The organism is Pseudomonas sp. P129 (genome assembly GCF_020312195.1).
Classification (GTDB): Bacteria; Pseudomonadota; Gammaproteobacteria; order Pseudomonadales; family Pseudomonadaceae; genus Aquipseudomonas; species Aquipseudomonas fragariae.
The window spans coordinates 899,133-922,467 of the sequence record NZ_JAGPYS010000002.1; the positions used below are offsets into that span (position 1 = coordinate 899,133).

27 protein-coding genes are annotated in these 23,335 nt (G+C 59.9%); 9 read left to right on the top strand and 18 right to left on the bottom strand.

What is annotated here, in order from left to right; genetic code table 11:
• Positions 1-21: 21 nt before the first annotated feature.
• From rbsD to KBY02_RS09200, 7 genes are all read right to left on the bottom strand, one after another.
• On the bottom strand, positions 22-426 hold the full coding sequence (gene rbsD / locus KBY02_RS09170) for a D-ribose pyranase (RefSeq protein ID WP_024639017.1): 405 nt from the start codon (positions 424-426) through the stop codon (positions 22-24).
• Positions 423-1,343 carry a ribokinase gene (gene rbsK, locus KBY02_RS09175; RefSeq protein WP_011267464.1) on the bottom strand — a complete coding sequence of 307 codons (921 nt, stop codon included), beginning with the start codon at positions 1,341-1,343 and terminating at the stop codon, positions 423-425. The genes rbsD and rbsK overlap by 4 nt, the downstream gene beginning before the upstream one ends.
• A 30-nt stretch (positions 1,344-1,373) precedes the next feature.
• Positions 1,374-2,390, bottom strand: coding sequence for a LacI family DNA-binding transcriptional regulator (locus tag KBY02_RS09180; protein ID WP_024652228.1), 1,017 nt, complete (start codon positions 2,388-2,390; stop codon positions 1,374-1,376).
• 1 nt (position 2,391) lies between these two features.
• Positions 2,392-3,384, bottom strand: a complete 993-nt coding sequence (locus KBY02_RS09185; protein WP_004408445.1) for an ABC transporter permease — start codon at positions 3,382-3,384, stop codon at positions 2,392-2,394.
• Positions 3,381-4,934: a sugar ABC transporter ATP-binding protein gene (locus KBY02_RS09190; protein WP_116828148.1), complete on the bottom strand. Its 1,554-nt coding sequence runs from the start codon at positions 4,932-4,934 to the stop codon at positions 3,381-3,383. Before KBY02_RS09190 ends, KBY02_RS09185 begins: the two co-directional genes overlap by 4 nt.
• A 53-nt stretch (positions 4,935-4,987) precedes the next feature.
• A complete protein-coding gene (locus KBY02_RS09195; RefSeq protein ID WP_004408447.1) occupies positions 4,988-5,947 on the bottom strand; it encodes a sugar ABC transporter substrate-binding protein in 960 nt (319 codons plus the stop codon).
• 193 nt (positions 5,948-6,140) lie between these two features.
• Positions 6,141-6,365 carry a YgdI/YgdR family lipoprotein gene (locus tag KBY02_RS09200; protein ID WP_003315580.1) on the bottom strand — a complete coding sequence of 75 codons (225 nt, stop codon included), beginning with the start codon at positions 6,363-6,365 and terminating at the stop codon, positions 6,141-6,143.
• Between the two features lie 137 nt (positions 6,366-6,502).
• On the opposite strand from KBY02_RS09200, the gene KBY02_RS09205 reads away from it, so the two are divergent.
• The 3 genes from KBY02_RS09205 to KBY02_RS09215 all read left to right on the top strand — a co-directional run bounded on the left by KBY02_RS09205 (position 6,503) and on the right by KBY02_RS09215 (position 7,917).
• On the top strand, positions 6,503-6,754 hold the full coding sequence (locus KBY02_RS09205; RefSeq protein WP_003416220.1) for a DUF1654 domain-containing protein: 252 nt from the start codon (positions 6,503-6,505) through the stop codon (positions 6,752-6,754).
• Positions 6,755-6,758: 4 nt separating this feature from the next.
• Positions 6,759-7,460 carry an endonuclease gene (locus tag KBY02_RS09210; protein ID WP_011267461.1) on the top strand — a complete coding sequence of 234 codons (702 nt, stop codon included), beginning with the start codon at positions 6,759-6,761 and terminating at the stop codon, positions 7,458-7,460.
• Between the two features lie 220 nt (positions 7,461-7,680).
• Positions 7,681-7,917, top strand: coding sequence for a DUF6555 family protein (locus KBY02_RS09215; RefSeq protein ID WP_011267460.1), 237 nt, complete (start codon positions 7,681-7,683; stop codon positions 7,915-7,917).
• Between the two features lie 74 nt (positions 7,918-7,991).
• On the opposite strand, the gene map is transcribed toward KBY02_RS09215, so the two are convergent.
• From map to KBY02_RS09235, 4 genes are all read right to left on the bottom strand, one after another.
• On the bottom strand, positions 7,992-8,783 hold the full coding sequence (gene map, locus KBY02_RS09220; RefSeq protein WP_003346035.1) for a type I methionyl aminopeptidase: 792 nt from the start codon (positions 8,781-8,783) through the stop codon (positions 7,992-7,994).
• Positions 8,780-9,037, bottom strand: coding sequence for a ParD-like family protein (locus KBY02_RS09225; protein ID WP_004408456.1), 258 nt, complete (start codon positions 9,035-9,037; stop codon positions 8,780-8,782). The genes map and KBY02_RS09225 overlap by 4 nt, the downstream gene beginning before the upstream one ends.
• 87 nt (positions 9,038-9,124) lie before the next feature.
• Entirely contained in the window at positions 9,125-9,322 is a 198-nt protein-coding gene (locus tag KBY02_RS09230) for a hypothetical protein (protein ID WP_011267459.1), read from the bottom strand.
• A 102-nt stretch (positions 9,323-9,424) separates the two neighbouring features.
• Positions 9,425-10,456, bottom strand: a complete 1,032-nt coding sequence (locus tag KBY02_RS09235; protein WP_058399456.1) for an Ldh family oxidoreductase — start codon at positions 10,454-10,456, stop codon at positions 9,425-9,427.
• Positions 10,457-10,715: 259 nt separating this feature from the next.
• Between KBY02_RS09235 and KBY02_RS09240 the strand changes: the two genes are divergently transcribed.
• Both KBY02_RS09240 and KBY02_RS09245 read left to right on the top strand, forming a co-directional pair.
• Positions 10,716-11,744, top strand: a complete 1,029-nt coding sequence (locus KBY02_RS09240) for a FecR family protein (RefSeq protein WP_116893329.1) — start codon at positions 10,716-10,718, stop codon at positions 11,742-11,744.
• A gap of 225 nt (positions 11,745-11,969) precedes the next feature.
• Positions 11,970-12,362 carry a hypothetical protein gene (locus tag KBY02_RS09245; RefSeq protein WP_004408469.1) on the top strand — a complete coding sequence of 131 codons (393 nt, stop codon included), beginning with the start codon at positions 11,970-11,972 and terminating at the stop codon, positions 12,360-12,362.
• A gap of 19 nt (positions 12,363-12,381) precedes the next feature.
• Here KBY02_RS09245 and KBY02_RS09250 read toward each other — a convergent pair whose 3' ends face one another.
• Entirely contained in the window at positions 12,382-12,570 is a 189-nt protein-coding gene (locus KBY02_RS09250; protein ID WP_003393013.1) for a hypothetical protein, read from the bottom strand.
• A 246-nt stretch (positions 12,571-12,816) separates the two neighbouring features.
• Between KBY02_RS09250 and KBY02_RS09255 the strand changes: the two genes are divergently transcribed.
• Positions 12,817-14,625 (top strand): monovalent cation:proton antiporter-2 (CPA2) family protein, encoded by a 1,809-nt coding sequence (locus tag KBY02_RS09255; protein WP_004408474.1) that lies wholly within the window; start codon positions 12,817-12,819, stop codon positions 14,623-14,625.
• A 36-nt stretch (positions 14,626-14,661) separates the two neighbouring features.
• On the opposite strand, the gene KBY02_RS09260 is transcribed toward KBY02_RS09255, so the two are convergent.
• From KBY02_RS09260 to moaB, 3 genes are all read right to left on the bottom strand, one after another.
• A complete protein-coding gene (locus tag KBY02_RS09260; RefSeq protein ID WP_011267456.1) occupies positions 14,662-15,588 on the bottom strand; it encodes a glycosyltransferase in 927 nt (308 codons plus the stop codon).
• An 89-nt stretch (positions 15,589-15,677) separates the two neighbouring features.
• Complete coding sequence (glp, locus tag KBY02_RS09265) at positions 15,678-16,889, bottom strand: gephyrin-like molybdotransferase Glp (RefSeq protein ID WP_011267455.1); 1,212 nt, start codon at positions 16,887-16,889, stop codon at positions 15,678-15,680.
• Between the two features lie 6 nt (positions 16,890-16,895).
• A complete protein-coding gene (moaB, locus tag KBY02_RS09270; protein WP_004408480.1) occupies positions 16,896-17,435 on the bottom strand; it encodes a molybdenum cofactor biosynthesis protein B in 540 nt (179 codons plus the stop codon).
• A 75-nt stretch (positions 17,436-17,510) separates the two neighbouring features.
• Here moaB and mobA point away from each other — a divergent pair, with 75 nt between their 5' ends.
• Both mobA and KBY02_RS09280 read left to right on the top strand, forming a co-directional pair.
• The gene (gene mobA / locus KBY02_RS09275) at positions 17,511-18,116 is read left to right on the top strand and encodes a molybdenum cofactor guanylyltransferase MobA (RefSeq protein WP_103714480.1); all 606 of its coding nucleotides are present in this window, start codon (positions 17,511-17,513) and stop codon (positions 18,114-18,116) included.
• 96 nt (positions 18,117-18,212) lie between these two features.
• Complete coding sequence (locus KBY02_RS09280) at positions 18,213-18,437, top strand: YgdI/YgdR family lipoprotein (protein ID WP_003315600.1); 225 nt, start codon at positions 18,213-18,215, stop codon at positions 18,435-18,437.
• Positions 18,438-18,514: 77 nt separating this feature from the next.
• Here KBY02_RS09280 and KBY02_RS09285 read toward each other — a convergent pair whose 3' ends face one another.
• A complete protein-coding gene (locus tag KBY02_RS09285; protein ID WP_024639010.1) occupies positions 18,515-19,405 on the bottom strand; it encodes a pseudouridine synthase in 891 nt (296 codons plus the stop codon).
• A gap of 186 nt (positions 19,406-19,591) precedes the next feature.
• On the opposite strand from KBY02_RS09285, the gene KBY02_RS09290 reads away from it, so the two are divergent.
• The gene (locus KBY02_RS09290) at positions 19,592-20,446 is read left to right on the top strand and encodes a shikimate dehydrogenase (RefSeq protein ID WP_011267452.1); all 855 of its coding nucleotides are present in this window, start codon (positions 19,592-19,594) and stop codon (positions 20,444-20,446) included.
• Positions 20,447-20,449: 3 nt separating this feature from the next.
• Here the strand turns inward: KBY02_RS09290 and KBY02_RS09295 are convergent, their stop codons facing one another.
• Positions 20,450-21,106, bottom strand: coding sequence for a TetR/AcrR family transcriptional regulator (locus KBY02_RS09295; protein WP_003416207.1), 657 nt, complete (start codon positions 21,104-21,106; stop codon positions 20,450-20,452).
• A gap of 107 nt (positions 21,107-21,213) precedes the next feature.
• The gene (gene quiC, locus KBY02_RS09300) at positions 21,214-23,121 is read right to left on the bottom strand and encodes a 3-dehydroshikimate dehydratase QuiC (protein WP_024652224.1); all 1,908 of its coding nucleotides are present in this window, start codon (positions 23,119-23,121) and stop codon (positions 21,214-21,216) included.
• Positions 23,122-23,335 lie beyond the last annotated feature (214 nt).

Below are 23,335 nucleotides of genomic sequence, written 5' to 3' on the forward strand. Positions count from 1 at the left end.
GAAACTCCCTTTCTTGAATTATTAGAAGACGACTCCGGACACCAGCGCCACATTACTGTACGGCTGACATTCTCCGGTACGGATGATTGCCTTGGCCTTGCGACTCAGGACCTTGAGGTCTTCGTGGCTTATCCAGCGTTGTTGCCCCAACTGGTCGTCGAGATTCAGGCTTTCGATCACCTGCAACGCAGGCGGTTTGACCTCGGCCATCTCATTGGCCAGTACGTGGCTTTCAACCTGCATTTCACTCAGCACGACATCCAGCACACTGATGAAATCCGGCACACCGCGGGTCAGCGCGAGGTCGATCAGTTCGACGCCTGCCGGTACTGGCATGCCGGCGTCGACGATCATCAGGATGTCACCGTGACCCAGCGATGCAATCACGCGGGACAGGGCAATATTGAGTAGCGGGGTCTTTTTCATAGCGAATTGAATTCCTGTACTTCCTCGAACGTCGGGATGGACGGCTGGGCACCCGCTCGGGTGACGGAGATGGCCGCCGCAGCCTGACCGAAACGAATTGCCTGCAATTCGCCATGGCCTGCGGACAGCGCCGCCGCAAAACCGCCGACAAAGGTATCACCTGCAGCGGTGGTGTCCACGGCCTGCACGCGTCGCGCGGGAATATGATCCATGCCAGAAGCATTGGCGAACAGGGTTCCGTGCTCGCCGAGGGTAATGATCACGTTGCGCGCGCCGGCCGCCAGCATGACCGATGCCGCATTTTCAGCGGCAGCCGGCGAGTCGACGTTCACACCGGTCAGGGTCTGCGCTTCGCTTTCATTGGGGATCAGGTAGTCGATCAGGGCATACCAGCTTGCCGGCAAGGGCTCGCTGGCCGGGGCAGGATTGAGAATGACGGTCTTGCCCAGCGCACGGGCGCGGGCCAGGGTGTGGAAAACGGTTTCGGTCGGCACTTCGAGCTGGCAGATGACGATTTGCGAATCTGCCAGCAGCGCGTCGAAGCGCTCGAGCAATGCCGGAGTGAGCCGACCATTGCCACCGGCCACGATGACAATGGCGTTCTGGCTGTTGGCGTCGACCACGATCGAGGCGATACCGGTGGACACGCCCTCAACGACGGTCACCGCCTGACAATCGATCTGCTCGGCCAGCAGCGCTGCACGCAGTTGTTCGCCGTAGGCATCCGCCCCGACACAACCGATCATTGCCACACTGGCGCCAAGACGTGCCGCAGCGACCGCCTGATTGGCGCCTTTGCCGCCAGGCACGGTGTCGAATGTCTCCCCGCTCAAGGTCTCGCCAGGACGTGGCAGACGCTGGGCGCGGATGACCAGATCCATGTTCAGACTGCCTACTATCACTATTTTTGCTTGCATGGCTGATTAATCCGTTGCTGTGCTTGCGCGTCATTCGTTGGATAAAGTGTTTGGCGCTGCCGTAGACTCGCGCACCACGACGCTGGGCGTCACGAGCCTTTTTTCGGCAGGAAGCGCATGGGGTGTGGCGATTCTGCTCAGCAGCATTTCTGCAGCGGTTTCGCCCAGTTGCATGATTGACTGCCCCACGGTGGTCAGCGCCGGATAAACGTAGCGACTCATCTGGATATCATCGAAACCGATCACCGACAGGTCCTGAGGCACACGAATCAAGCGCTCGGCGGCGGCGCGCAGCACACCGATGGCGATGACGTCGTTGCCGGCAAAAATCGCGGTCGGCGGATGCGCTGCCAGAAGCTGACACGCTGCCTCATGACCGGCAGAGCTGGTGAACTCACTGTGCAGCGCCCATTCGGCACGGACCGGAACGGACGCCTGTTGCAAGGCGCGCCGATAACCCGCCAGACGCATCTCGGCCACTGTGCTGTGAAATGGCCCACCAATACAGGCAATGGCGCGATGTCCCAGGTCCAGCAAGTGCCGGGTTGCCAGATAAGCACCCTGTTCATGGTCGATACGGACCATGTCGGCATCGATACCGTCCAGCTCCCGGTCAACGATCACCAGCGGCGTACGTACCTCGGCAAGGCCACCTGCAATACCCGCGTCGCCACCCACCGAAGAAACAATCAGCCCGTCCACGCGCTTTTCCAGCAGCACGCGCAGATAACCACGCTGTTTCTCCGGATTATCATCGGAGTTGCAGAGGATCACGCAAAAACCGTTGCGCTCGCAGTAATCCTCGATGCCCCGCGCCAACTCGGCGAAATAAGGGTTCATGCCGTTGGGAATCAACAGGCCGATGGTCGAGGTGGTCTTGGCCTTCAGCGAACGCGCCACTGCACTGGGCACATAATCGAGCTGTGCAATGGCGGCTTCGACCTTGAGCCTGACCGGCTCGCTCACCGGCCGGGTCTTGTTCAGCACGTGGGAGACCGTGGTGTACGAGATCCCCGCCAGGGCCGCGACATCCTTGATGGTTGCCATATCAGCCCTGGCGCCGAGCCCGGTGGCTGCGGTAGGTGTCCAGCACCACAGCAATCACGATCACCGCACCGGTGATGATCCGCTTGGTCGGCTCGGTCGCACCGATCTGCGCCAGGCCCGCGGCCAGCACGGAAATGATCAGCACACCGAAAAAGGTGCTGATGATCGAACCGCGTCCGCCCATCAGGCTGGTACCGCCAATCACCACTGCCGCAATGACCTGCAGCTCAAGCCCGGCACCGGCATTCGGATCGGCCGCTTCCAGCCTGGATATCTGGAACAGTGCCGCGACACCGGCCAGCAGCCCCATCAGCGAGAACACCAGAATCTTGTAAGGCTTGGGATTGATACCCGCCAGACGCACGGCCTCTTCATTGGTGCCGATGCCGATCAGGTAGCGACCGAAAACGGTCCGGGTCAGTACCGCCTGGGCGACGAAGATGATCAGCAACGCAATGATGAAGGACGGCGCAATGCCAAAGGCAATCGGATCGGACAGCCAGGCGAACGAATCACCGATGTAGGCGGTACGCGAATTGGTCATCTGATAGGCCGCACCACGGGCCATTTCCAGCACGCCCAGAGACACGATGAACGAAGGGATGCGCCAGGCAACCGTAATCGAACCTGTGATCGTACCTGCCAGCGTCGCACAGGCGATGCCCAACAACGCCGCCGGAAACACGCTCCAGCCCCAGCCGAGGATTGCCACACTGACCGCCGAAGCGGCCAGCGCCAGCACCGAGCCGACCGAGAGGTCGATGCCACCGATGATGAGGATCAGCGTCATGCCGACCGACAGCACCATCAGGTCCGGGATCTGGTTGGCGAGCATGCTGAAGGTCTGGTAGGACAGGAAGTGATCGCTGAGCAGCGAAAACAGCACGATCATCACCAGCAACGCACCGGCCAGCCCGATGTAGGTACCCAGGCCAAAGTAGTTGCCGCCGCGACGGACCGGCACGGTCAGCGTCGGAGAAGGAGTATTTTTCATGAGTCGTTCCTGGGCGCCGCATCATTGAGCAGCGCGTCACGTTTCTGATAACCGGCGAAGGCAGCGGCCAGCAATTGGTCCTGGGTCCAGCTATCGCGCTCGAACGTGTCGATCAGGCGACCGGCAGACAGCACGCCGATACGATCACAGATCAGCATCAGTTCGCGCAGATCGCTGGACACCACCACCAGCGCCCTGCCCTGACGGGTCAGTTCGGCCAGCAGCGCGTAGATATCGAACTTGGCACCGATGTCGATGCCCCGTGTCGGCTCGTCGAACAGCATCACCGTGCAGTCACGTTCCAGCCAGCGACCGATCACCACCTTCTGCTGATTACCACCCGACAACTCGGAGACCAGCTGGCCCGGACTGGAGCTGCGAATGCGCATGGCCGCCACCTGGCGCTGCGCCAGTTTCAGCTCATCTTCGCTGTTGACCACGCCCGCGCTGGAAATCGAATGCATGTTGCCCAGCGCAATGTTGGCGCTGATCGATTGCGACATCAGCAGGCCTTCGCTCTTTCGGTCTTCCGTGATCAGCGCGATACCCTGCGCCACCGCGTCGGCTGGCGAGCGAATGCTGACTTTTTGCAGCGGACTTCCGACTTCGATGTCACCGCTGTCGGCAACGTCTGCACCGTAAATCAAACGCAACAACTCGGTACGCCCGGCACCGATCAGTCCGGAAATACCGAAGATTTCACCTCGACGCACGTCGAAGGACACATCCTGAACCTTGCCGGCGCGACTGAGCCCCTTGACTGACAGCGCCACCTCGCCAATCTGCCGGGCGCCCATGTCGATATGCTCGCCGAGCTCACGGCCGACCATCAGGGTCACCAGTTGCTCACTGTTGTAGCGGGCAATCGGCTCGACACACACCAGCTTGCCGTCGCGCAGCACGGCGATGCGCTGGGACACCCTGGCCAGCTCTTCAAGCCGGTGGGAGATGTAGATGATCGAGACGCCCCGCGCCTGCAGCCGTGTGATCTGCTCGAAGAGCATTTCCACTTCGCGCGAGGTGAGCATGGCAGTGGGTTCGTCGAGAATCAGTACGTGACAGTCGCCGATCAGATTGCGGGCGATCTCGACCATCTGTTGGTGGCCAATCCCCAACTCGCCGACCAGCGTATCGGGATCAATGGCGTCGAGCCCCACTTGGGCCATGGCCTCGGTCGCGTTTTCGCGCAAGCGCTTGCGGTCGATCCAGCCGGCCCTGCGGGGCAGGTCGTGAAGAAACAGGTTTTCGGCCACGGTCAGGGTCGGCAGCAGGTTGAGTTCCTGCATGACCATGCGAATGCCGAGCTTTTCGGCCTGGGTACGACTTGCAGGCTGATAAGGCTGGCCCTGGAATTCCATGTTTCCGGTGGTAGGCGTTACCAGCCCGCCGATGATTTTCGACAAGGTGCTTTTACCGGCACCGTTTTCCCCGGTCAGCGCCAGCACTTCGCCGCGCATCAACGTCAGGTCGACGTCACCGAGTACGGGCTGTGCGTAGGTTTTGCCGATGCCACTGACCGAAAGAACAGCTGTCTGAGCAGACGCTGACATACATTTCTCCCAGCGCCCGTCCTCTGCGGACGGGCACCTTTACACGGCGTGGATCAAGGTTGAGTAACGAGCTGTACCGGCGTTTCGATCACGCCCTTGTCGTTGGTATCGACCTTCTCGCCTTTGACCAGCTTGAGCGCAGCTTCGATGCCGAAGACCGCCTGCTTGGCTGCGTACTGATCGGCCGTGGCCAGAACCCGGCCATCCTTGAGCATCGGCTTGATCGCATTGATGTTGTCGTAGCCCACAACCATGACCTTGCCAGCCTTGCCTGCCGCACGCACTGCAGAGACGGCGCCCAGCGCCATGCTGTCATTACCGGCCAGCAAGGCTTTCAGGTTCGGGTATTCGTTGAGCATCGCCGAGGCCACAGCGTTGCCCTTGTCGATTTCCCAGTTACCGGACTGCGTGGACACCACTTTCATTTTCGCTTCGTCCATGGCGTCCTTGAACCCGGCGGTGCGTTGCTGAGCATTGTTGGTGGTCGACACCCCTTCGATGATGCCCACCTCGTCGCCAGCGGTCAGTTTCCCGGCCAGATAGTCGCCCACCAGCTTGGCACCCTTGCGGTTGTCAGGCCCTACGAAGGGGATTTGCAGGTTCTTGCTTTTGAGCACGTCGACATCGAGCTGGTTGTCGATGTTGACGACCTTGATTCCGGCATCGGTGGCTTTCTTGAGCACCGGCACCAGCGCCTTGGAGTCGGCTGGCGCGATCACCAGCGCATTCACGTTGGAGGCGATCATCTGTTCGACGATGCGGATCTGTGCAGACGTGTCGGACTCATCCTTGATCCCGTTGGAGATCAGGTCGAATTCGGTGGCGTGTTCTTTCTGGTAGGCCTTGGCACCGTCTTCCATGGTCAGGAAGAACTCGTTGGCCAACGACTTCATGACCAGTGCGACCTTGGGTTTTTCAGGCGTCTGGGCGTAGGCCGCAGAGAGGGGCATGACTGCCGTAACGGCAGCAAACATGGCGACAGCGAGAAGGCGTCCAGCGAATGGCAGCTTCATGAGTTCATCTCCGATCTTGTGATTATTGTTCGGGCGAACGGCGCAGAATCGATGCCGGGCATCGTCGCGCAAACGTTTGCGAGGAGCGAACTATGGAAAAAGCTGCAGCCTTTGTCAATCCACCGGAAATTAAATATGCCCGAGCTGCCCGTCCCCGCTAACGCAGGGAGCGGGCGTCACGATGAGCAGGGTTTCACTCCTCGGGTTTGACCGTCGCCACATCATCGGCCTTGATCCGGATGGTCTTGCCGGAGATATCCTCGAACTCGTAGAAACCGTCGCGCGTCTTGGTCTTGGGCATATCTTTGGTCACGTACTGAGTACCGTTTTGCAGCGTGACGACCGAGGGCGTGGAACAGCCTGCCAGCAGCACAACTGCCGAGGCCAGTAACGGAAATGCCAGTGACTTGATATTCATGCGTGACTCCGGAAACGTCAGGTTTTTTTCAAGGCAACAGTGTGCCATTTGGAAGGCTTTATCTTACATAGATGTTGCGAAAGATCCGACACTCAAATACTGTATGCCCGTACAGCAATATTCAGGGACCTTTTTCCGTGGCAAAACAAAGCGCAGCGACCCCCTCCACTCCCGGCCCTTACGAGCGCATGGGCATGCGGGTACAGAAGATCATCAACTCGCCCACCGCGCAGAAATCCAGGGCTGCCTTGCTCTTTCGTCAGCCGGACGAGGCAGAAGACGACTGGGCGCAACTGCTTGAAGAAATAGCCGAGAACGATAATGTCACCCTCGCCTGGCGCGACGACGGTGGCGTGCAAATCTTCTGGACGTTGCCGAAGGAAGATTGACGGCATGACGTTTCGATTCTCTAAACTGCTTTGCACCGCCCTGCTCATCACCGCATCGTTCGCCGCCCAGGCACAAGCCCCGCGCACCTTCAGCGAAGCCAAGAAAGTTGCCTGGGGCTTGTATGCGCCGCAGTCGACCGAGTTTTACTGCGGCTGCAAATACACCGGCAATCGAGTCGATCTCGCTGGCTGCGGCTACGTCCCGCGCAAGAGCGCCAAACGCGCCAGTCGTATTGAATGGGAGCACATTGTGCCTGCCTGGCAGATCGGCCACCTGCGCCAATGCTGGCAGAACGGCGGGCGCAAGAACTGCACAAAAACCGACCCGGTCTACAAACGCGCCGAGGCGGACCTGCATAATCTGGTGCCCAGCATCGGCGAGGTCAACGGCGACCGCAGCAATTTCAGTTTTGGCTGGATACCCGAACAAAAGGGTCAGTACGGTTCTTGCCTGACGCAAGTGGATTTCAAGGCCAAAAAGGTCATGCCCCGCCCCTCGATACGCGGCATGATTGCGCGCACCTACTTCTACATGAGCAAACAATACAACTTGCGTCTCTCGCGCCAGGACCAACAGCTTTATCAAGCCTGGGACAAAACCTATCCGCCCCAGGCATGGGAGCGCCAGCGTAACCAGCAGGTCGCCTGTGTCATGGGGCGTGGCAATGATTTTGTAGGCCCGGTAGACCTGAAGTCGTGTAAATAACGAAGTTGATCAAAGGCCGAGCCCTCATACGGATGATTGCTCGGCCATTGATGAATGCATCTGAGTGAATCCAAAACCACTCATCGGTCAACTGTTAACTAGCCCATAAGCAGAATGATTTTCGTTCTACTCTTTGAAAACAAGGGCGTAGTCGGGGACGATCCTTCTCGTGCATACGTCAAAACAGCTAGGCTAATCATCACGTTCGCAGGCAGGGAAGATGAATCATCAAACGGAATTTGAAATTCACTATCAGTTCAATGGCCAACCTTACTGCTTTCTGCATCATGCAAAGCAACTGTGCCAGAGCGATGCATTGCATTGTGCGACCCTGCATGCAGGTGTCGGGACAGTGAGCGGCAATATATCCGCAGGCCCGATAGGCGTCGCAACCTTGCAGGCCAAGCGTTTTGGCGTGACGCAGGTGCATTGGAGAAGGTCTTCGCTACAAGCCTGAGGCATCGCCCTTTCCAACAAAGCAATGGCCTTCGAAAAGGCCATTGTTCATATACATTGCCAGACCCTACTGGATCAGATGGCCGGGTAATCACCCGTACCGTCAGGCCACGGCGTCAGCAGCTCGAAACCGGTCGAGGTGACGGCAACCATATGCTCCCACTGCGCAGACAGTGAGAGGTCGCTGGTCAGAACCGTCCAGCCATCCGGCAACGTCCGGGTGCCCGCCCTGCCCGCATTGATCATCGGCTCGATGGTGAACACCATGCCCGGTTTGAGCCTGAGGCCTTTGCCCTGCGCACCATAGTGCAGAACCTGCGGTTCTTCATGGTACTTGCGCCCGATACCGTGCCCGCAATACTCACGCACCACGCTGAAGCCTTCGCGATGAGCGACGCTCTGGATGGCGTAACCGATATCACCCAGGGTTGCCCCCGGACGCACGGCATGAATACCGGCGCGAGTTGCCTCATAGGTCGTCTCGACCAGACGCCTGGCCAGCGGGCTGACCTCACCCACCAGGTACATACGGCTGGTATCGCCGTACCAGCCGTCTTTGATCACTGCAACGTCGATATTGACGATATCGCCTTCCTTGAGGATATCGGTGGCAGAAGGTATGCCATGGCACACTACGGCATTCGGGGAGATGCAGGTGGTCTTGGTAAAACCGTGATAACCCACATTCGCGGGAATCACTTTCAGCTCTTTGACGATGTATTCATTGCAGATGTCGTCGAGCGCTTCGGTGCTGACGCCAGCCTTGACGTAAGGCGTGATCATCGCGAGCACATCGGCAGCCAGCCTGCCGGCTATGCGCAACTGCACGAGGTCCTGTTCGGTCTTGATACCGATAGCGCTGCTCATGAGGCCGCCTTGGACAGGCTGGAAGCTGCAAGCTCCGAGACGTTGAAGTTCGAAGCGGTCAACACGGTCTCACCGGCATTTTCGAGACGGATCAGCATCTGGCAGATCTCGCTGTAATCCAGCGCCGGGTGCAGTTCAGCGAGCATACCGACACGCATCCAGTGCTCGGCCTGCGCATTGATGGAACGGCTGAGCGCAACGCTGGCAGAGCGCAGATTGGCGTGCATGTTTTCGGAAATTTTTACCAGACCCATGATTCACCTCAAGTTGAATATATGAAGCATATACGTTACGTATACTCACAATCAACCCAAGACGTGCCGTGGCTGCATTCAGCCGCTTTACTCCATCGCGCTGGCCTGGCGGTATTCACCGCCCGCGCGGGCGGCCGCGATGACTATCGACACCTCCGGCTCGTAGGCATTGAACTGGCGCAGTGCGGCCGCCAGCCGGAGAAAATCCTCGCGCTGCATTTCGTTGACTGCAGAGAGCGTACGATGTTGTTGAGCAATCGGACTTTGCGCTGACTTAAGGGACATGACAGACCTCATTCGTTTTTTACTGTTCATGCATACAGTATTTTGAACAGCGCGCTGATACAAGACTGGTCGCGACGAATGGTCAGTGAATTTGTAAATGCCTCAATGACCCGCCAGTGCTTGCAGGCGCTCCAGGTCAGTCTGGGCGATGCTGATACCGTGTGCCATTGATCGCGCGCGTTCGCTATAACGCCGATCCCCCGGCAGACGCTCCTGCCCTGCCCCATGGAGCTGTCGTACCAGCTCCTCGCTGCGCTGCGCAAACGACTGACCACTGCCCTTGTCAGGATCGATGACGATCAGCAACTGACCGGTCCAGGGTGTCTGTGCCCCGGGATGCTTCGACCAGTCGAATTCGAATGAGAAATTGCCCCCAGTCAGCCCTGCGGCCAGCAGCTCGACCATCATCGACAGTGCTGAGCCCTTGTGCCCGCCGAAGGGCAACAACGCGCCGCCCTCGAGAATGGCGCGGGGCTCTTCAGTGGGCTGGCCGTCGCGATCGACGCCCATGCCTGCTGGCAGCAATCGACCTTCGCGTGCGGCGATCTGCACATCACCGTGGGCAACGGCGCTGGTCGCCAGATCGAAAACCACAGGCTCGCCGCCTGCACGGGGCGCGGCGAAAGCAATCGGGTTGGTACCGAACAGGGGCTGACGCGCGCCATGCGGCACAACGCAGGTCATGCTGTTGACCATGCTCAGGGCGACCAGCCCCTGTTCGGCGAAAGGCTCGACATCCGGCCATAACGCAGCGAAGTGATGAGAGTTGCGGATGGCCAGAACCGCAATGCCGGCACTGCGCGCCTTGTCGATCAACAGGGCTCTGGCCGCCGCCAGTGCGGGCTGGGCAAAGCCGCCTCCGGCGTCGACCCGGACAAACGCAGCGCCGACATCCTCGACCACCGGCACAGCCTTGCCATCCACCCAACCGCTGGCCAGCGATGAGAGATAGCCGGGAATGCGAAAGATGCCATGGCTGTGCGAGCCATCACGCTGGGCGCTGGCGCAGTTCTCGGCAAGCACGCCGGCAACTTCCGCGCTGGTGCCATGGGCGAGGAAGATTCGGCGCAACAGATCTGTCAGTTGCTCAAGGGAAACGGCCCGGGTCGACTGATCGGCAGGATTGGCGCGCATTTGGAACTCCTGTTCATGGCGGTAGATCGAGAACGCTAGCGAGAACGACAAGGCGAATGCAAGCCCCGAGAGTAGCGCTGCGGACGCTGCAAGGACACTCCCCGGGCAATAGCACTCAGGATGCGACGGGGAGTTTTCAATGAGAGCCGCTTGCATTCACCAGAAAATACGCAGCACCTTCATGGGCAATGGCCTGCAAATGTTCTCTCTGCCTGAAATCAAAGGGTAGAATGCGCCGAAGGTATAGGCTGGAGCGCCCATGAGCGACCCTCTTTTCAGCAAGGCAGAACACGACGCGATCACCGATGCCGCTGCGCATTGGTGCATGCGCCTGCATGCAGAAGACTGTACCGCAGCAGAACGGAAAGAATTCGAGCAATGGCTGAAGGCCCACCCCCTGCATGCGATCGAATACAACGCCATGCTGGAAGTCTGGGACATCACCGGGCAAATCGAACCGCTCAACCCGGCACCTGCGCGCCAAACCCAGGCTGCCCTGCCCGATCACGTTCGGCCTCGTCGCGGTCGCCGCTGGGCAAAACTGGCCACAGCCGCAGCGGTCGTTGCTCTGGCACTGCCGATCGCCGGGTATGTCGGCTGGCATCAGGGCTGGCTGCCTGACGCCTACGAAACCTACAACGCCGACACCGCTACACGCCTGGTCATGCTGGAAGACGGCAGCCGCGCCGAGCTGAACCTGGGTACCGAGCTGACCTACGCCAATTACCGGGATCGACGCAGCGTCACGCTGACAAAGGGCGAGGCGTTCTTTGAGGTCAGCCACGACAGCTCGCACCCTTTTGTGGTCGATGCCGGCGCAGGCAGCATCAGGGTCACCGGCACACGCTTCAACGTATGGATGTATCAGGATCAGGTACGCGTGACGCTGGTCGAGGGTTCGGTTCAGATCAACAGTGATCGTGCACATCCTTCTTCGAGCCACGCCCTGGCCCCCGGCATGCAGGCCAGTTACAAGGCAGGCGACGACGCTCCACTGATCAGCCAGACCGAAGCACGCGATACCAGCCTGGCGTGGCGCAATGGCAAGCTGATCTTCAATGACCTGCCGCTCAGCCAGGCACTGCCGTTGATCAATCGCTACCTGCAAACCCCCATTCTGCTGGCGGACAGTGCAACCGGAGCCATGCGCCTGGGCGGCAGTTACAACACTCACGACCTGTCGAGCCTGCTGGGCTCTCTGCCCAAGGTGTTGCCGGTGTATGTGACGCAGAATCAGAACGGCAACCCGGTACTCAACCGTCGCACCGCCGACGCTCCGAAAGGCTGATCGCACTCGCGGTCTTGCTGACGCGCGGTAATTTCGGCTGCGCCCATCGTCGGAACGATCTCTTCTCGCGCCCGTCGATTCTTCATCTAACCTCAAGCGCACCTCACTGCAGCGAGCCTGTACAGGCTGGGCGGCGTATTTTTTTCCACTGATAACTGAGGTTTTGCCGAGCTCGTTCGTCTTAGTAATTGAGAGTGTTTAAAAAGCCTGAAAAGGAGTTTGCGGATGTTCAATCGCCAAGGAATCACGACTCGCACCCTGCTGCGGCAAACCGCAGTGGCTGCGCAGGCACAGTCGCCCGCTCTGGAGACCGAGCGGCCCGGAAACGAGCACATCCGGATGCTCCTGAAAAGCTTCGGCCTGCGCACCAGCCTGGTCAGGCTCAAGGTGCTCGACGCGCTAATGGTCTCGAGTGAAGAAGGCCACCCTCTGGGAGTGCGCGGCGTACACAGCCAGTTGCTCAGGCTCGATGTGCCGCTATCGTTTCTGAGCGTGCGCGAGGTGCTCAAGCGTCTGTGCGACGAGGGCGTGATCGACCTCAACGACGACAAGACCTACAGCCTGCACCCCCGCGCCCGGGAATGGCTGGGAGAAATTGGCAAGGACAGCGCCCGGTAACCGCACCGGTCACCAGCGCTTAGCGCTTGACCTTGCGACGCATGATGCCGTTGAGGATCACCACCAGCACCGCCACGCTGATTGCAATGTACTGAAAGGTCTTTTCGGTGATGGCACCGCTGTTTTGCAGATGCGACAAGCCCAGCATGATCGCCAGAACGCCGAGGGCGATCAGAATCGAGTAAATCAAACGCTGCTTGTTGGTCATAACGGTTTCCTGAATGCTCATGAGCAGGCAACTGACGCTGCCTGTTTGCGGGCATATCTTACGCCGATGCGCGACAGATGGCATCGTCACGCGCCTTGTCCCCCCCTCACGCGCGCCCTTTCCTGCAGGTTCTATCAACGACGTTGATTATCGTCATGCTGCGATGCGCGTTGCCGTGTAAAACTCCCATGCTTTAATACCGCCCCTGCTTCAACAGTGTGTTCAATTATTACCAAGGAGTTTTACATGCCCCATGAAGGCAGCCTGCTGCAGGTCGCAGTGGTATTCCTGCTCGCCGCCGTGCTGACTGTGCCGCTGGCCAAGCGGTTGAAGCTGGGCGCGGTGATCGGCTATTTGTTCGCCGGCGTGGTCATCGGCCCTTCGGTATTGGGCCTGATCGGTGATACCGAGAGCGTCAGCCATATTTCCGAACTTGGCGTGGTACTGCTGCTGTTCATCATTGGCCTGGAGCTTTCGCCCAAACGTTTATGGGTCATGCGCAAATCCGTGTTTGGCGTAGGCATGGCGCAGGTACTGCTGACCGGCCTGATCATCGGCGGGGTCGCCTTCGCTGCCTTCGGCCAGTCGCTGAACACCGCGGCCATTCTGGGCCTGGGCCTTGCCCTGTCGTCCACGGCCTTCGGCCTGCAGAGCCTGGCGGAACGCAAACAGCTGAACAGCCCGCACGGCAGGATGGCGTTCGCGATTCTGCTGTTTCAGGACATTGCGGCGATCCCGCTGATTGCCATGGTGCCGTTTCTGGCCGGGGCTGACCACGCGATGGACACCGGCGAAAGCATCAACCACGGTCTGCGCGTGCTGGGCAGCATTGCCATTGTGGTGATTGGCGGGCGCTATTTGCTGCGCCCGGTGTTCCGGATCGTCGCCAAGACCAAAATCCAGGAAGTTTCGACCGCCACGGCCTTGCTGGTGGTGATAGGCACAGCGTGGCTGATGGAACTGGTGGGAGTGTCCATGGCGCTGGGCGCGTTTCTTGCTGGCCTGTTGCTGGCCGACTCCGAATACCGTCACGAACTGGAAGCACAGATCGAACCGTTCAAAGGGTTATTGCTGGGGCTGTTCTTCATCAGTGTCGGCATGGGCGCCAACGTTGGCCTGTTGCTCAGCTCGCCGCTGATCGTGCTGGGCCTGACGCTGTTGCTGATCGCAATCAAGCTGCCGATGCTGTTCCTGATCGGTCGCACCCTTGGCGAACTCAACAACCGCAGCGCGCTGCAGCTGGGTCTGGTACTGGCCGCAGGCGGCGAGTTTGCCTTTGTGGTGTTCAAGATCGGCAGCGCTCAGGGGCTGTTCGAGGCCGGGCTATACGACATGCTGGTGTTGACCATCACCTTGTCGATGGCGGTCACGCCGTTGCTGTTCATTGCTCTGGCGCGCTGGATCAAACCCAAGGTCAAGCCTGTCGAGGTGCCGGAGGAATACCGCGATATCCAGACCGACAAACCACGCGTCGTCATTGCCGGCATGGGCCGTATGGGACAGATTGTCGCGCGTATCCTGCGCGCGCAGAAGATTCCTTTCATCGCCCTGGATACCGCCGTCGAGTCCATCGAGTTCTCCCGTAGCTTTGGCAATGTACCGGTCTTCTATGGCGACCCGTTGCGCCCGGAAATACTGCGTGCCGCCAAAGTCGATGAGGCCGAATACTTCGTCATCGCGACCGATGATCCTGACACCAACATCAAGACTGCCGAGCTGATCCGCAAGCTGTATCCGCACATGAAGATCATTGCCCGCGCACGTAACCGCCAGCATGTTCATCGGTTGATGGACCTGGGCGCTCACGCGGTTCGCGAAACGTTCTATTCAAGCCTGGAAATGAGTCGCCAGACCCTCATGGGCCTGGGCCTCAGCGAAACACAGGCCGACGCACGCATCAGTCGCTTCAAACGTCACGACGAACAGGTGCTGGCCGCTCAGCATGAGGTGTATGACGACGACGCCAAGGTCCTGCAGACCGCCCGCGAAGCCAGGGCCGACCTCGCGCAACTGTTCGAGGCAGACCGTCTGGACGAAGAAGCCGCGAAAAGCTGACCTGCTCATGCGCCGCAGGCTGGTCTGCGGCGCAACTCAGGCGTAGGGGCTGTCCCAGTAACGCGCGTACATGCCGAGCTTCTTCTTCACGCCGCGGGGCAAGCGTTTTTCCTGCCGGCTCAGCTTGTAGGCCAGCAGCTTCAGCGCATTACGCACGAACGACACAGGCCACCAGAGGATTCGCCGGGGACCGAGGAATTTCAGCTCGGACTTGACGTAACGCATGCCCTCGCCACCAATGCCGCCAAAGGTTTCGTAGATCCACGCTTCGCGGGCCTGGAACACACCGATATCAAAGTAACGACGAAACTCTTCGCGCAGGCTGTAATTGTGGGAGTGACGGCAGACCGCCGAGCCTTCGTAAGCCGCTTTCCAGCCATCGATGAGCATTTTCGCGGTGACGTACATGTCTTCTGAAAGAATCACATGCCGCGGGAAACCGCCAATGGCCCGCAACGCTTCGCCCCGATAGGCCGCAAACGAGTTGGACATGAATGGCGTCTTGATGCCCAGCGTCCCGGCATCGGCCAGCGTTTTGATCTGCGAGGTCGGCGGGTAATTGAACAACCGTGCATGCTGGGCCAGCAGGTTGGCATCCTTGTGCGGCAGCTGTCGCCCGCACACAGCACCGACCTTCGGGTCGGCGAAGGGCAACAGAATGTTGGCAATGGCATTGATGTCTTCAACGTACGCATCCTGGGTCATGAAGACATACACGTCATAGTCGGGATGCAGATCGACCATCATCTGCCGGGTGCCGCCGTGGTTGAAATCCTTGCTGTCGATGCGCAGCACATTGGCACATCGCGCTTGCGCCAGCTCCAGCGTGCCATCCGAGGAACTGGAGTCCACGATCAGCGTATCGAAGCTGGCAGTCTGCGCAGCCAGTGAATCCAGGAGACGTTCCAGATCCTTGCGTCCGTTGTAGGTCGGGATCACACAAGCCACTCTCAATGGCGCCATAACAATACTCCAGGGCGAAGTCCGGTTGCCCACTGTGTCAGCGTTGTTGAGAGTAGCTCATGCGTACCCGCCCCACCATTCGAATGCACTCAGCCGAGCACTTCACTCAACGGAATGAAGTTGACCCAGTCGCCTTCGGCCACGGTCGAGCCTTCGCGGACTTCAATCAGACCATCGGCCCATGCAGCGCTGCGCAATACGCCCGAACTCTGATTGCGATAAGCCACGGCCCGCCCCTGCTCCAGACGGCCGCGCAGGTACTCGCGGCGATTGCCAGGACGCGTCCAGACAAACCCGGCAGGCACCGGAAACTGCAAGGGGGCGACGTCGATCACGCCCTGGCGACGCAGCAGGTAAGCCCTGGCCAGCAAGGCGAAGGTGACCAGCGTAGAGGCCGGATTGCCAGGCAGACCGATCACCGGCACACCCCGGAAATGCCCGAAGGTCAGCGGCTTGCCAGGCTTGATCGCCAGCTTCCAGAGGGTCAGTTCGCCCTCTTCACGCAATGCGTGGCCGAGGAAATCCGCTTCGCCCACGGACACTCCGCCCGTGGAGAGAATCAGATCGACGCCCTGCAGATTCGCCAGTGCAGCGCGAGTCTTGTCCAGATCATCAGGCAGGATGCCTGCATCCACGACCTCGCATTCCAGTCGCTTCAACCAGCTGCACAGCAACACCCGGTTGCTGTTGTAGATCTGCCCCGGCCCCAATGGCTGACCGGGCTCAATCAACTCGTCGCCCGTGGACAGCACCGCGACCCGCACGCGACGAATGACCTCCAGCTCGGCGAGGCCCAGCGAGGCCGCCAGACCCAGTTCGATCGGACCCAGCCGCGTGCCGGCGGCCAGCACGGTATCGCCGACCCGGGTTTCCTGGCCTTGCGGACGAATATTCTGCCCGGCGCCCAGCGGCTCGTTGAAGCGCACACGCTGATCCGCCTGCACCTCGGCGTTTTCCTGCATCTCGACGCAGTCAGCGCCTTCAGGCATCGGCGCGCCGGTGAAGATACGCGCACAGGTGCCAGGGGCCAGAGGCTCGGGGGCCTGACCGGCGAAGATGCGCTGACTGACGCTCAACGGCTCGCCGCGCCAGTCCGCCGCGCGCAAGGCATAACCGTCCATGGCGCTGTTCGGCCAGGGCGGCAGATCCAGCGTGGAGACCAGATCGACTGCCAGTACCCGGCCCTCGGCATCGGCCAGCGAGACGCGTTGGCGCTCGGTGATCGGCGTGGCTTCGGCCATCTTCAGCAGCCGTGCAATGGCATCTTCAACAGGCAGCAGGGTTTTCGGCTCGTGGCTCATGAGCACTCAACCACGGGTCGCACAGGGCTCGGCCTGCTTGAGGTGAGGCACAAAGTTGCAAGGCCGGAAGCGCGAATCCAGTTGCTGGGCAAGAATGCCGTCCCATGCCGTGCGCACCGCATTGGTGGAGCCCGGCAGGCAGCACACCAGCGTGCCGTTGGACAGGCCGGCCAGCGCGCGGGACTGAATGGTCGAGGTGCCGATATCCGGCACCGATATCTGCCGGAACAGCTCACCGAAACCATCGACCTGCTTGTCCAGCAGGCAGGCCACGGCTTCAGGCGTGCTGTCACGGCCGGTGAAGCCGGTGCCACCGGTGATCAGCACCACCTGCACCTGATCGTCGGCAATCCAGGTCGCTACCTGCGCGCGGATCTTGTACAGGTCATCCTTGAGCAGCACGCGCTCGATCAGGCCGTGGCCTGCGTCGGTCAGGCGATCGACGAACATCTGGCCCGAGGTATCGGTTTCACGGGTGCGGGTATCGCTGACGGTCAGTACGGCGATATTAAGGGCTACGAACGGTGTGTCAGCCTTGGCTTTCATGGCCTCATCCAGTTGTTAAGAAAACAGGCGGGTGTTATATCACAGCCCTCCTTTTGACTGCCCGACGAGTGTTCGATGAATGTTCCTGCCCCACTGCCGCCCTGCTCTATTCTGCTGCTGGCCGGAGGCCGCGGGCAGCGCATGGGCGGGCGTGACAAGGGCCTGATCGAATGGCAAGGCGCCGCGCTGATCGAACATCTGCACCGGCTGACCCGGCCACTGACCGACGACCTGATCATTTCCTGCAATCGCAATATCGATCGCTATGCGCGTTACGCCGATCGACTGGTGCAGGACGACGATACCGATTTCAACGGGCCTCTGGCCGGAATACGTGCCGCGCTGCCTCTGGCGCGACATCGATGGTTGCTGATCCTGCCCTGCGACGTACCTTTGGTCGATGCAGCGTTGCTGCACGCATTGCGTGAAAAAGCCTCTGAATACCCGGAGCGACCGATAATGGTGCGTGAAGGTCAGCACTGGCAGCCGCTTTTAGGTATGATCCCTGTCGCTCACGCCGCAACGCTGGAAGCCGCATGGCAGGCCGGCGAGCGCAGCCCGAGACGGGCTCTGGAGCCGCTGCAACCGGTCGCCCTGCAACTGGAAGCCGGCGATCCACGCCTGGCCAACCTGAACACTCCCTGTCTGTTGACCGGGATCAGTGAAAACCGCAACAAGTGACTGGTCATTGAAGTTGCTGCGGGTGTATACGGAACTTGCTGACGGTGTATCCGTCTGAGAGTTCAGCAAATCAAGAATCCATCTGGAGACACAGTAATGAAACAACGGACCCTTCCCGCTGCCTTCCTGCTTGCACTGAGCATTGCCTCCCTTGCCGGCTGCGCATCGCCCACTGTGATCACCTTGAATGATGGTCGTGAAATCCAGGCTGTCGACACGCCGAAGTACGATGAAGACTCGGGCTTCTACGAGTTCAAGCAACTTGACGGCAAGCAGACTCGCATCAACAAGGATCAGGTACGTACCGTCAAGGATCTGTGATCCGGGCGTCGCGTTACTGATTTGAAAAAACCCGCCGAGTGCGGGTTTTTTTTGCCTGTCATTTCACTGTCCCTGTACTACCAGTCGAGCGTCAACAGGCTCTCGAAGTGGCGCTGCTCGCCACTGAGCGGATCGACGAAGCGCAAGCTGCTGGCCAGCAGCTTCAAAGGATTTTGATAGTCGTCCACCGGGTCTTTCACCACGTCCGGGTAAAACGGGTCGTTGCAGATGGCAGCACCCAGTGCAGCCATGTGTACACGCAGCTGATGCTTTTTGCCGGTCACCGGGTAAAGCCCGTAACGCCACAATTTATCCTGCCGTTCGAGCACCTCGATCTGCGTGCGGGTGTTGCTCGCGCCGATACCTTCCTGCATGCGAAAGAACGGTTCGCCCTCGACCAGACGGCTCTCGTGCAGACGCGGAAACGCCAGCCCCGGCAGCGCTGGCGCAATGGCTTGGTAAAACTTGTCGATGCGCCGTGTGGGAAACAAGCCCTGATAAGCCGAGCGCGTCTGCCGGTTGGCGGAAAACAGCACCAGCCCTGCGGTGTGCCGGTCGATGCGGTGCAGCGGCACCAGATCAGGATTGTCTAGACGATGGATCAGGCGGCGCAGCAAGGTTTGTTCGACGTACTCGCCTGCGGGTGTCACCGGGAGGAAGTGCGGCTTGTCAGCCACCACCAGATGCTCGTCGGCGTAGAGGATCGTTTCAACCACGGGGATCGGCGTTTCGTTGGCAACCTCACGAAAGTAGTGAACCCGCAGCCCTTCCCGGTACGCCAGATCAGGCGCGATGGCCTTGCCGTTTTCGTCCAGCACCCGGCCGCGAGCAAACCGATCCAGCCACTGTTCGCGGCTGATGGCCGGAAATTTCGCGCACAGGCAATCGAGCACCGTGGCCCACGAGCCCGGTGGCAGATACAACGTACTGGCTTGCTGCTGTGCGGCGCTGAAGACGGACTCGGACATGCGGGGACTCGAACTCGTGTAAGCCTGGAGCGGCTGGCCGTGGATTATCACTGATTAGTGCGATCACCGCACAACATCGCTGCGTGGTAATCGACTCCTGCCTGCGGCACTATTAACCATCTGGTACATTCTGTTTAACACCTGCCGCCAACCGGGCAGTGACACAAAAACAAGAGACGTATTTTTATGACTCATGCTGAAAAACCCTCCATCCTCGCCGGCCTGATCGGCTCGGGCATCCAGGCCTCGCGGACACCTGCCATGCACGAGCATGAAGGCGATGCACAAGGCATGCGCTATCTGTATCGGCTGATCGATATCGACGCCCTGCAACTGGACATCCATGCCCTGCCCCAACTGCTGGAAGGTGCCAGGCAGTGCGGCTTCACCGGCCTGAATATCACCTTCCCCTGCAAGCAGGCGGTCATCCCGTTACTGGACGAGCTGTCCGACGAAGCGCGCGGTATCGGCGCGGTGAATACGGTGGTGTTCAAGGACGGCAAGCGCATCGGTCACAACACCGACTGCCTGGGCTTTGCCGAAGGCTTTCAGCGCGGCCTGGACAAGGCCCCACGCCAACAGGTAGTGCAGATGGGTGCAGGTGGCGCGGGCGCTGCCGTGGCTCATGCGCTGCTGAGCGCAGGCGTCGAGCGCCTCAGCGTGTTCGAGGTCGAGCCGCAACGCGCCCAGGGGCTGGTGGACAACCTCAACCAGCACTTCGGTGCCGGACGCGCGCAGGTGGGTACCGACCTGCCTGCGGCGATGGCCGAAGCCGACGGACTGGTCAATACCACGCCGGTCGGCATGACCAAACTGCCGGGTACGCCGTTGCCGGTCGAGTTGCTGCGGCCTGAACTGTGGGTGGCGGAAATCATTTACTTTCCACTGGAAACCGAACTGCTCAGGCATGCCCGCGCACTGGGCTGCCGCACCCTGGATGGCAGCACCATGGCGGTGTTTCAGGCGGTCAAGGCCTTCGAACTGTTCAGTGGCCAGTCCGCCGATGCAGAGCGGATGATGGCGCACTTCCACACGTTGTAAACATCAGCGCTTGAGATAACGCAACACAGCGTCGCAGATCATTGCCTTGTGACGCTGTTTGACCTCCTCGCTCCACAGCTCGATCTGAAAGATTTCGCTGAAGGTATGGCGGTTGGAGATCCGGTAAAAGCAGAACGAGCTGATCATCAGGTGCAGGTCAACCGGATGAACGCCGTCACGAAACAGGCCGCTGGCTTCACCACGACGCAGGATGCCGTCGAGCGCCCTGATGATGTTCTGGCTCTTGGCCTGAATCGACTCGGACTGTTTGACGTTCTCGCCGTTATGGATGTTTTCGATGCACACGATGCGCACGAAATCTACATTGCTGTCGTGGTGATCGAAGGTGAACTCGACCACGCGATGAATCGCTTCCACAGGCTCGAGTTCGGACAGATTGAGCTGGCTCTCGGTGTTGCGAATCGCGCCGTAGAGTTTTTCCAGCACTTCGACGTACAGCTGCTCCTTGCTGCCGAAGTAGTAATAGATCATCCGTTTCGAGGTCTTGGTGCGTTCGGCAATGGCATCGACACGCGCACCCGACAGGCCATGGGCGACAAACTCGGCAACGGCGGCCTGCAGAATGTCTTCGCGGGTCTTTTCCGGATTGTTCTTGCGCCCTTTCGACGCAACGGCAACGGAGTCGTCAGTTGTTTTCATTGTTGGCTCATGACCACGAGTGATGCGCGGAGTATGAAGCCGACCGGCAACCGAGGGAAGCCGCGAGGGCGTCGAACCCTCGCAGCGGCCCTGCAATCGGATTCGCCTTACAGACGCGCCTGACGTGCTGCCACATTGCGCGCCTTGGCCATCGCAGCCAGACGCACCGGGACGTTGGCAGCGCCATACCCTGCGTAACCGTTCTTGCGCTGCAGGATTTCGAAAAAGAAGCGCCCGTCGAACGCATCGGTGTAGACGTGGAACAGCTCGCCACCCTGCGCATCGCGGTCATAGAGCACGTTGTAATACGCCAGTTCGCTGAGAAACTCCTCGTCGAAATCGAAGCGTGCCGCCAGGTCATCGTAGTAATTGAGCGGGATGTCCAGCAACGGCACGCCCGATTCCTTGGCGCGGCTTACCTCGGCAAAGATGTCTTCGCAGGAAAATGCGATGTGGTGCACACCCGAGCCGCGATAGCTCGACAGCGCATGGGAAATGGCCGTGTTGCGATTTTCGGAAATATTCAACGGCAAGCGCACGGTGCTGCAACGGCTGCGCAGCGCCCGGCTCTTGACCAGGCCGTAGGGGTCGGGCAAGACCACTTCGTCGTCAGCCTCGAAATCCAGAATGCTTTTGTAGAACAAAACCCAGCTGTCCAGACTGTCGGCCGGCAGCGCCATGGCCATGTGGTCGATACGCTGCAACCCGCCCTTGGCGACGGCTTGCGGATCGACGACAAAATCGCTGTCGTAAATCGATTCTCCCGGTGCGGCGTTATCCACCAGATAGATCAGGCTGCCGTCGGGCGCGCGGACCGACGGAATCTCCCGTTCGTTGGGACCGACCAGGCCACGATAGGGCTGGCCCTTGAAAGCACGCGCGCGTTCCAGCGACTGATGACCGTCGTCGACGCGCAAGGCGGTGGCGCACAACGAAGGGCCGTGCGCCTCGAAAAAACTGTGGGCGAAGGAATAGGGTTCGGCATTGAGCACAATCCTGATATCGCCCTGCCCCAGCAGACTGACCGCCTTGGAGCGATGCTGACCCAGCTTGGCAAAGCCCAGCCGTTGCAGCCAGCCCGACAGGCGAGCGCCGTGGCTCTCGTCAACGGCAAACTCGAGGAACTCGACGCCATTGTAGGTACTGGCCGCAGGCGGATTGAAGAGGATTTCGGGAACCGCGGCCGGCTCGTCACGCGCCATCAGCTGGCGGGTTTTCTCTTCCAGATAAAGCAGCGAACGCAGACCGTCCGCGGCATTGGCGCGTGTCGGCGCTGCACGGAAGCCATCGTTGAACACTTCCAGCGACAAAGGCCCGGTATAGCCACTGCGCAGGATCGGCGCGAGGAAGCCGGCCAGATCGAATTCACCCTGACCCGGGAAGCAGCGGAAATGGCGGCTCCACTCCAGTACATCCATCGCCAGAAGCGGCGCGTCGGCCATCTGCACGAAGAAGATCTTGTCGCCCGGGATCTGCGCGATGGCGCTCGGATCGCCCTTCAGCGACAGGGTATGAAAACTGTCGAGCAACACGCCTAGTGCCGGGTGGTCGACCTGGCGCACCAGGTTCCAGACCTGTTGCCAGGTGTTCACGTGCTTGCCCCAGGCCAGCGCTTCATAACCGACGCGCAGGTGACGGGCACCCGCGCGCTCGGCGAGCAGGCCCAGGTCATCGAGCAGAATGTTTTCGTCGCCCACCGAATCGGCAGACGCATTGCTGCAGACCAGCACCAGATCGGTGCCCAGCTCCTGCATCAGATCGAATTTGCGTTCGGCACGGTCGATATTGCGCTGCAGACGATCACGGCGGCAGCCTTCGAAATCGCGGAACGGCTGGAACAGGGTGATGGCGATGCCCAGGTCGGCACACATTTGCCTGATGTTGCGTGGGCTGCCGTCGTAATACAACAAGTCGTTTTCGAAAATCTCGACGCCGTCAAAGCCGGCTGCGGCGATGGCTTCGAGCTTTTCGGGCAGAGTACCGCTCAAGGATACGGTAGCAATTGAACGCTGCATGCTTTTCAGCTCCTGGATGAACGCGACCTGCTTGGATCGCGACTGGACAGCACCGCATTCCTGGCCTTTCCCGGCCTTATTCAGAGGTGCGAGTAAAGTATTTGCCTGTGAAAATACTACAGCAACATAAAGTGTACGAACCGGTTAGTTTTACGTTCGATTATCGAACAAAAGCCGTTTTACTCAATTGACGCTGTATCTCGCAATGCTCAAC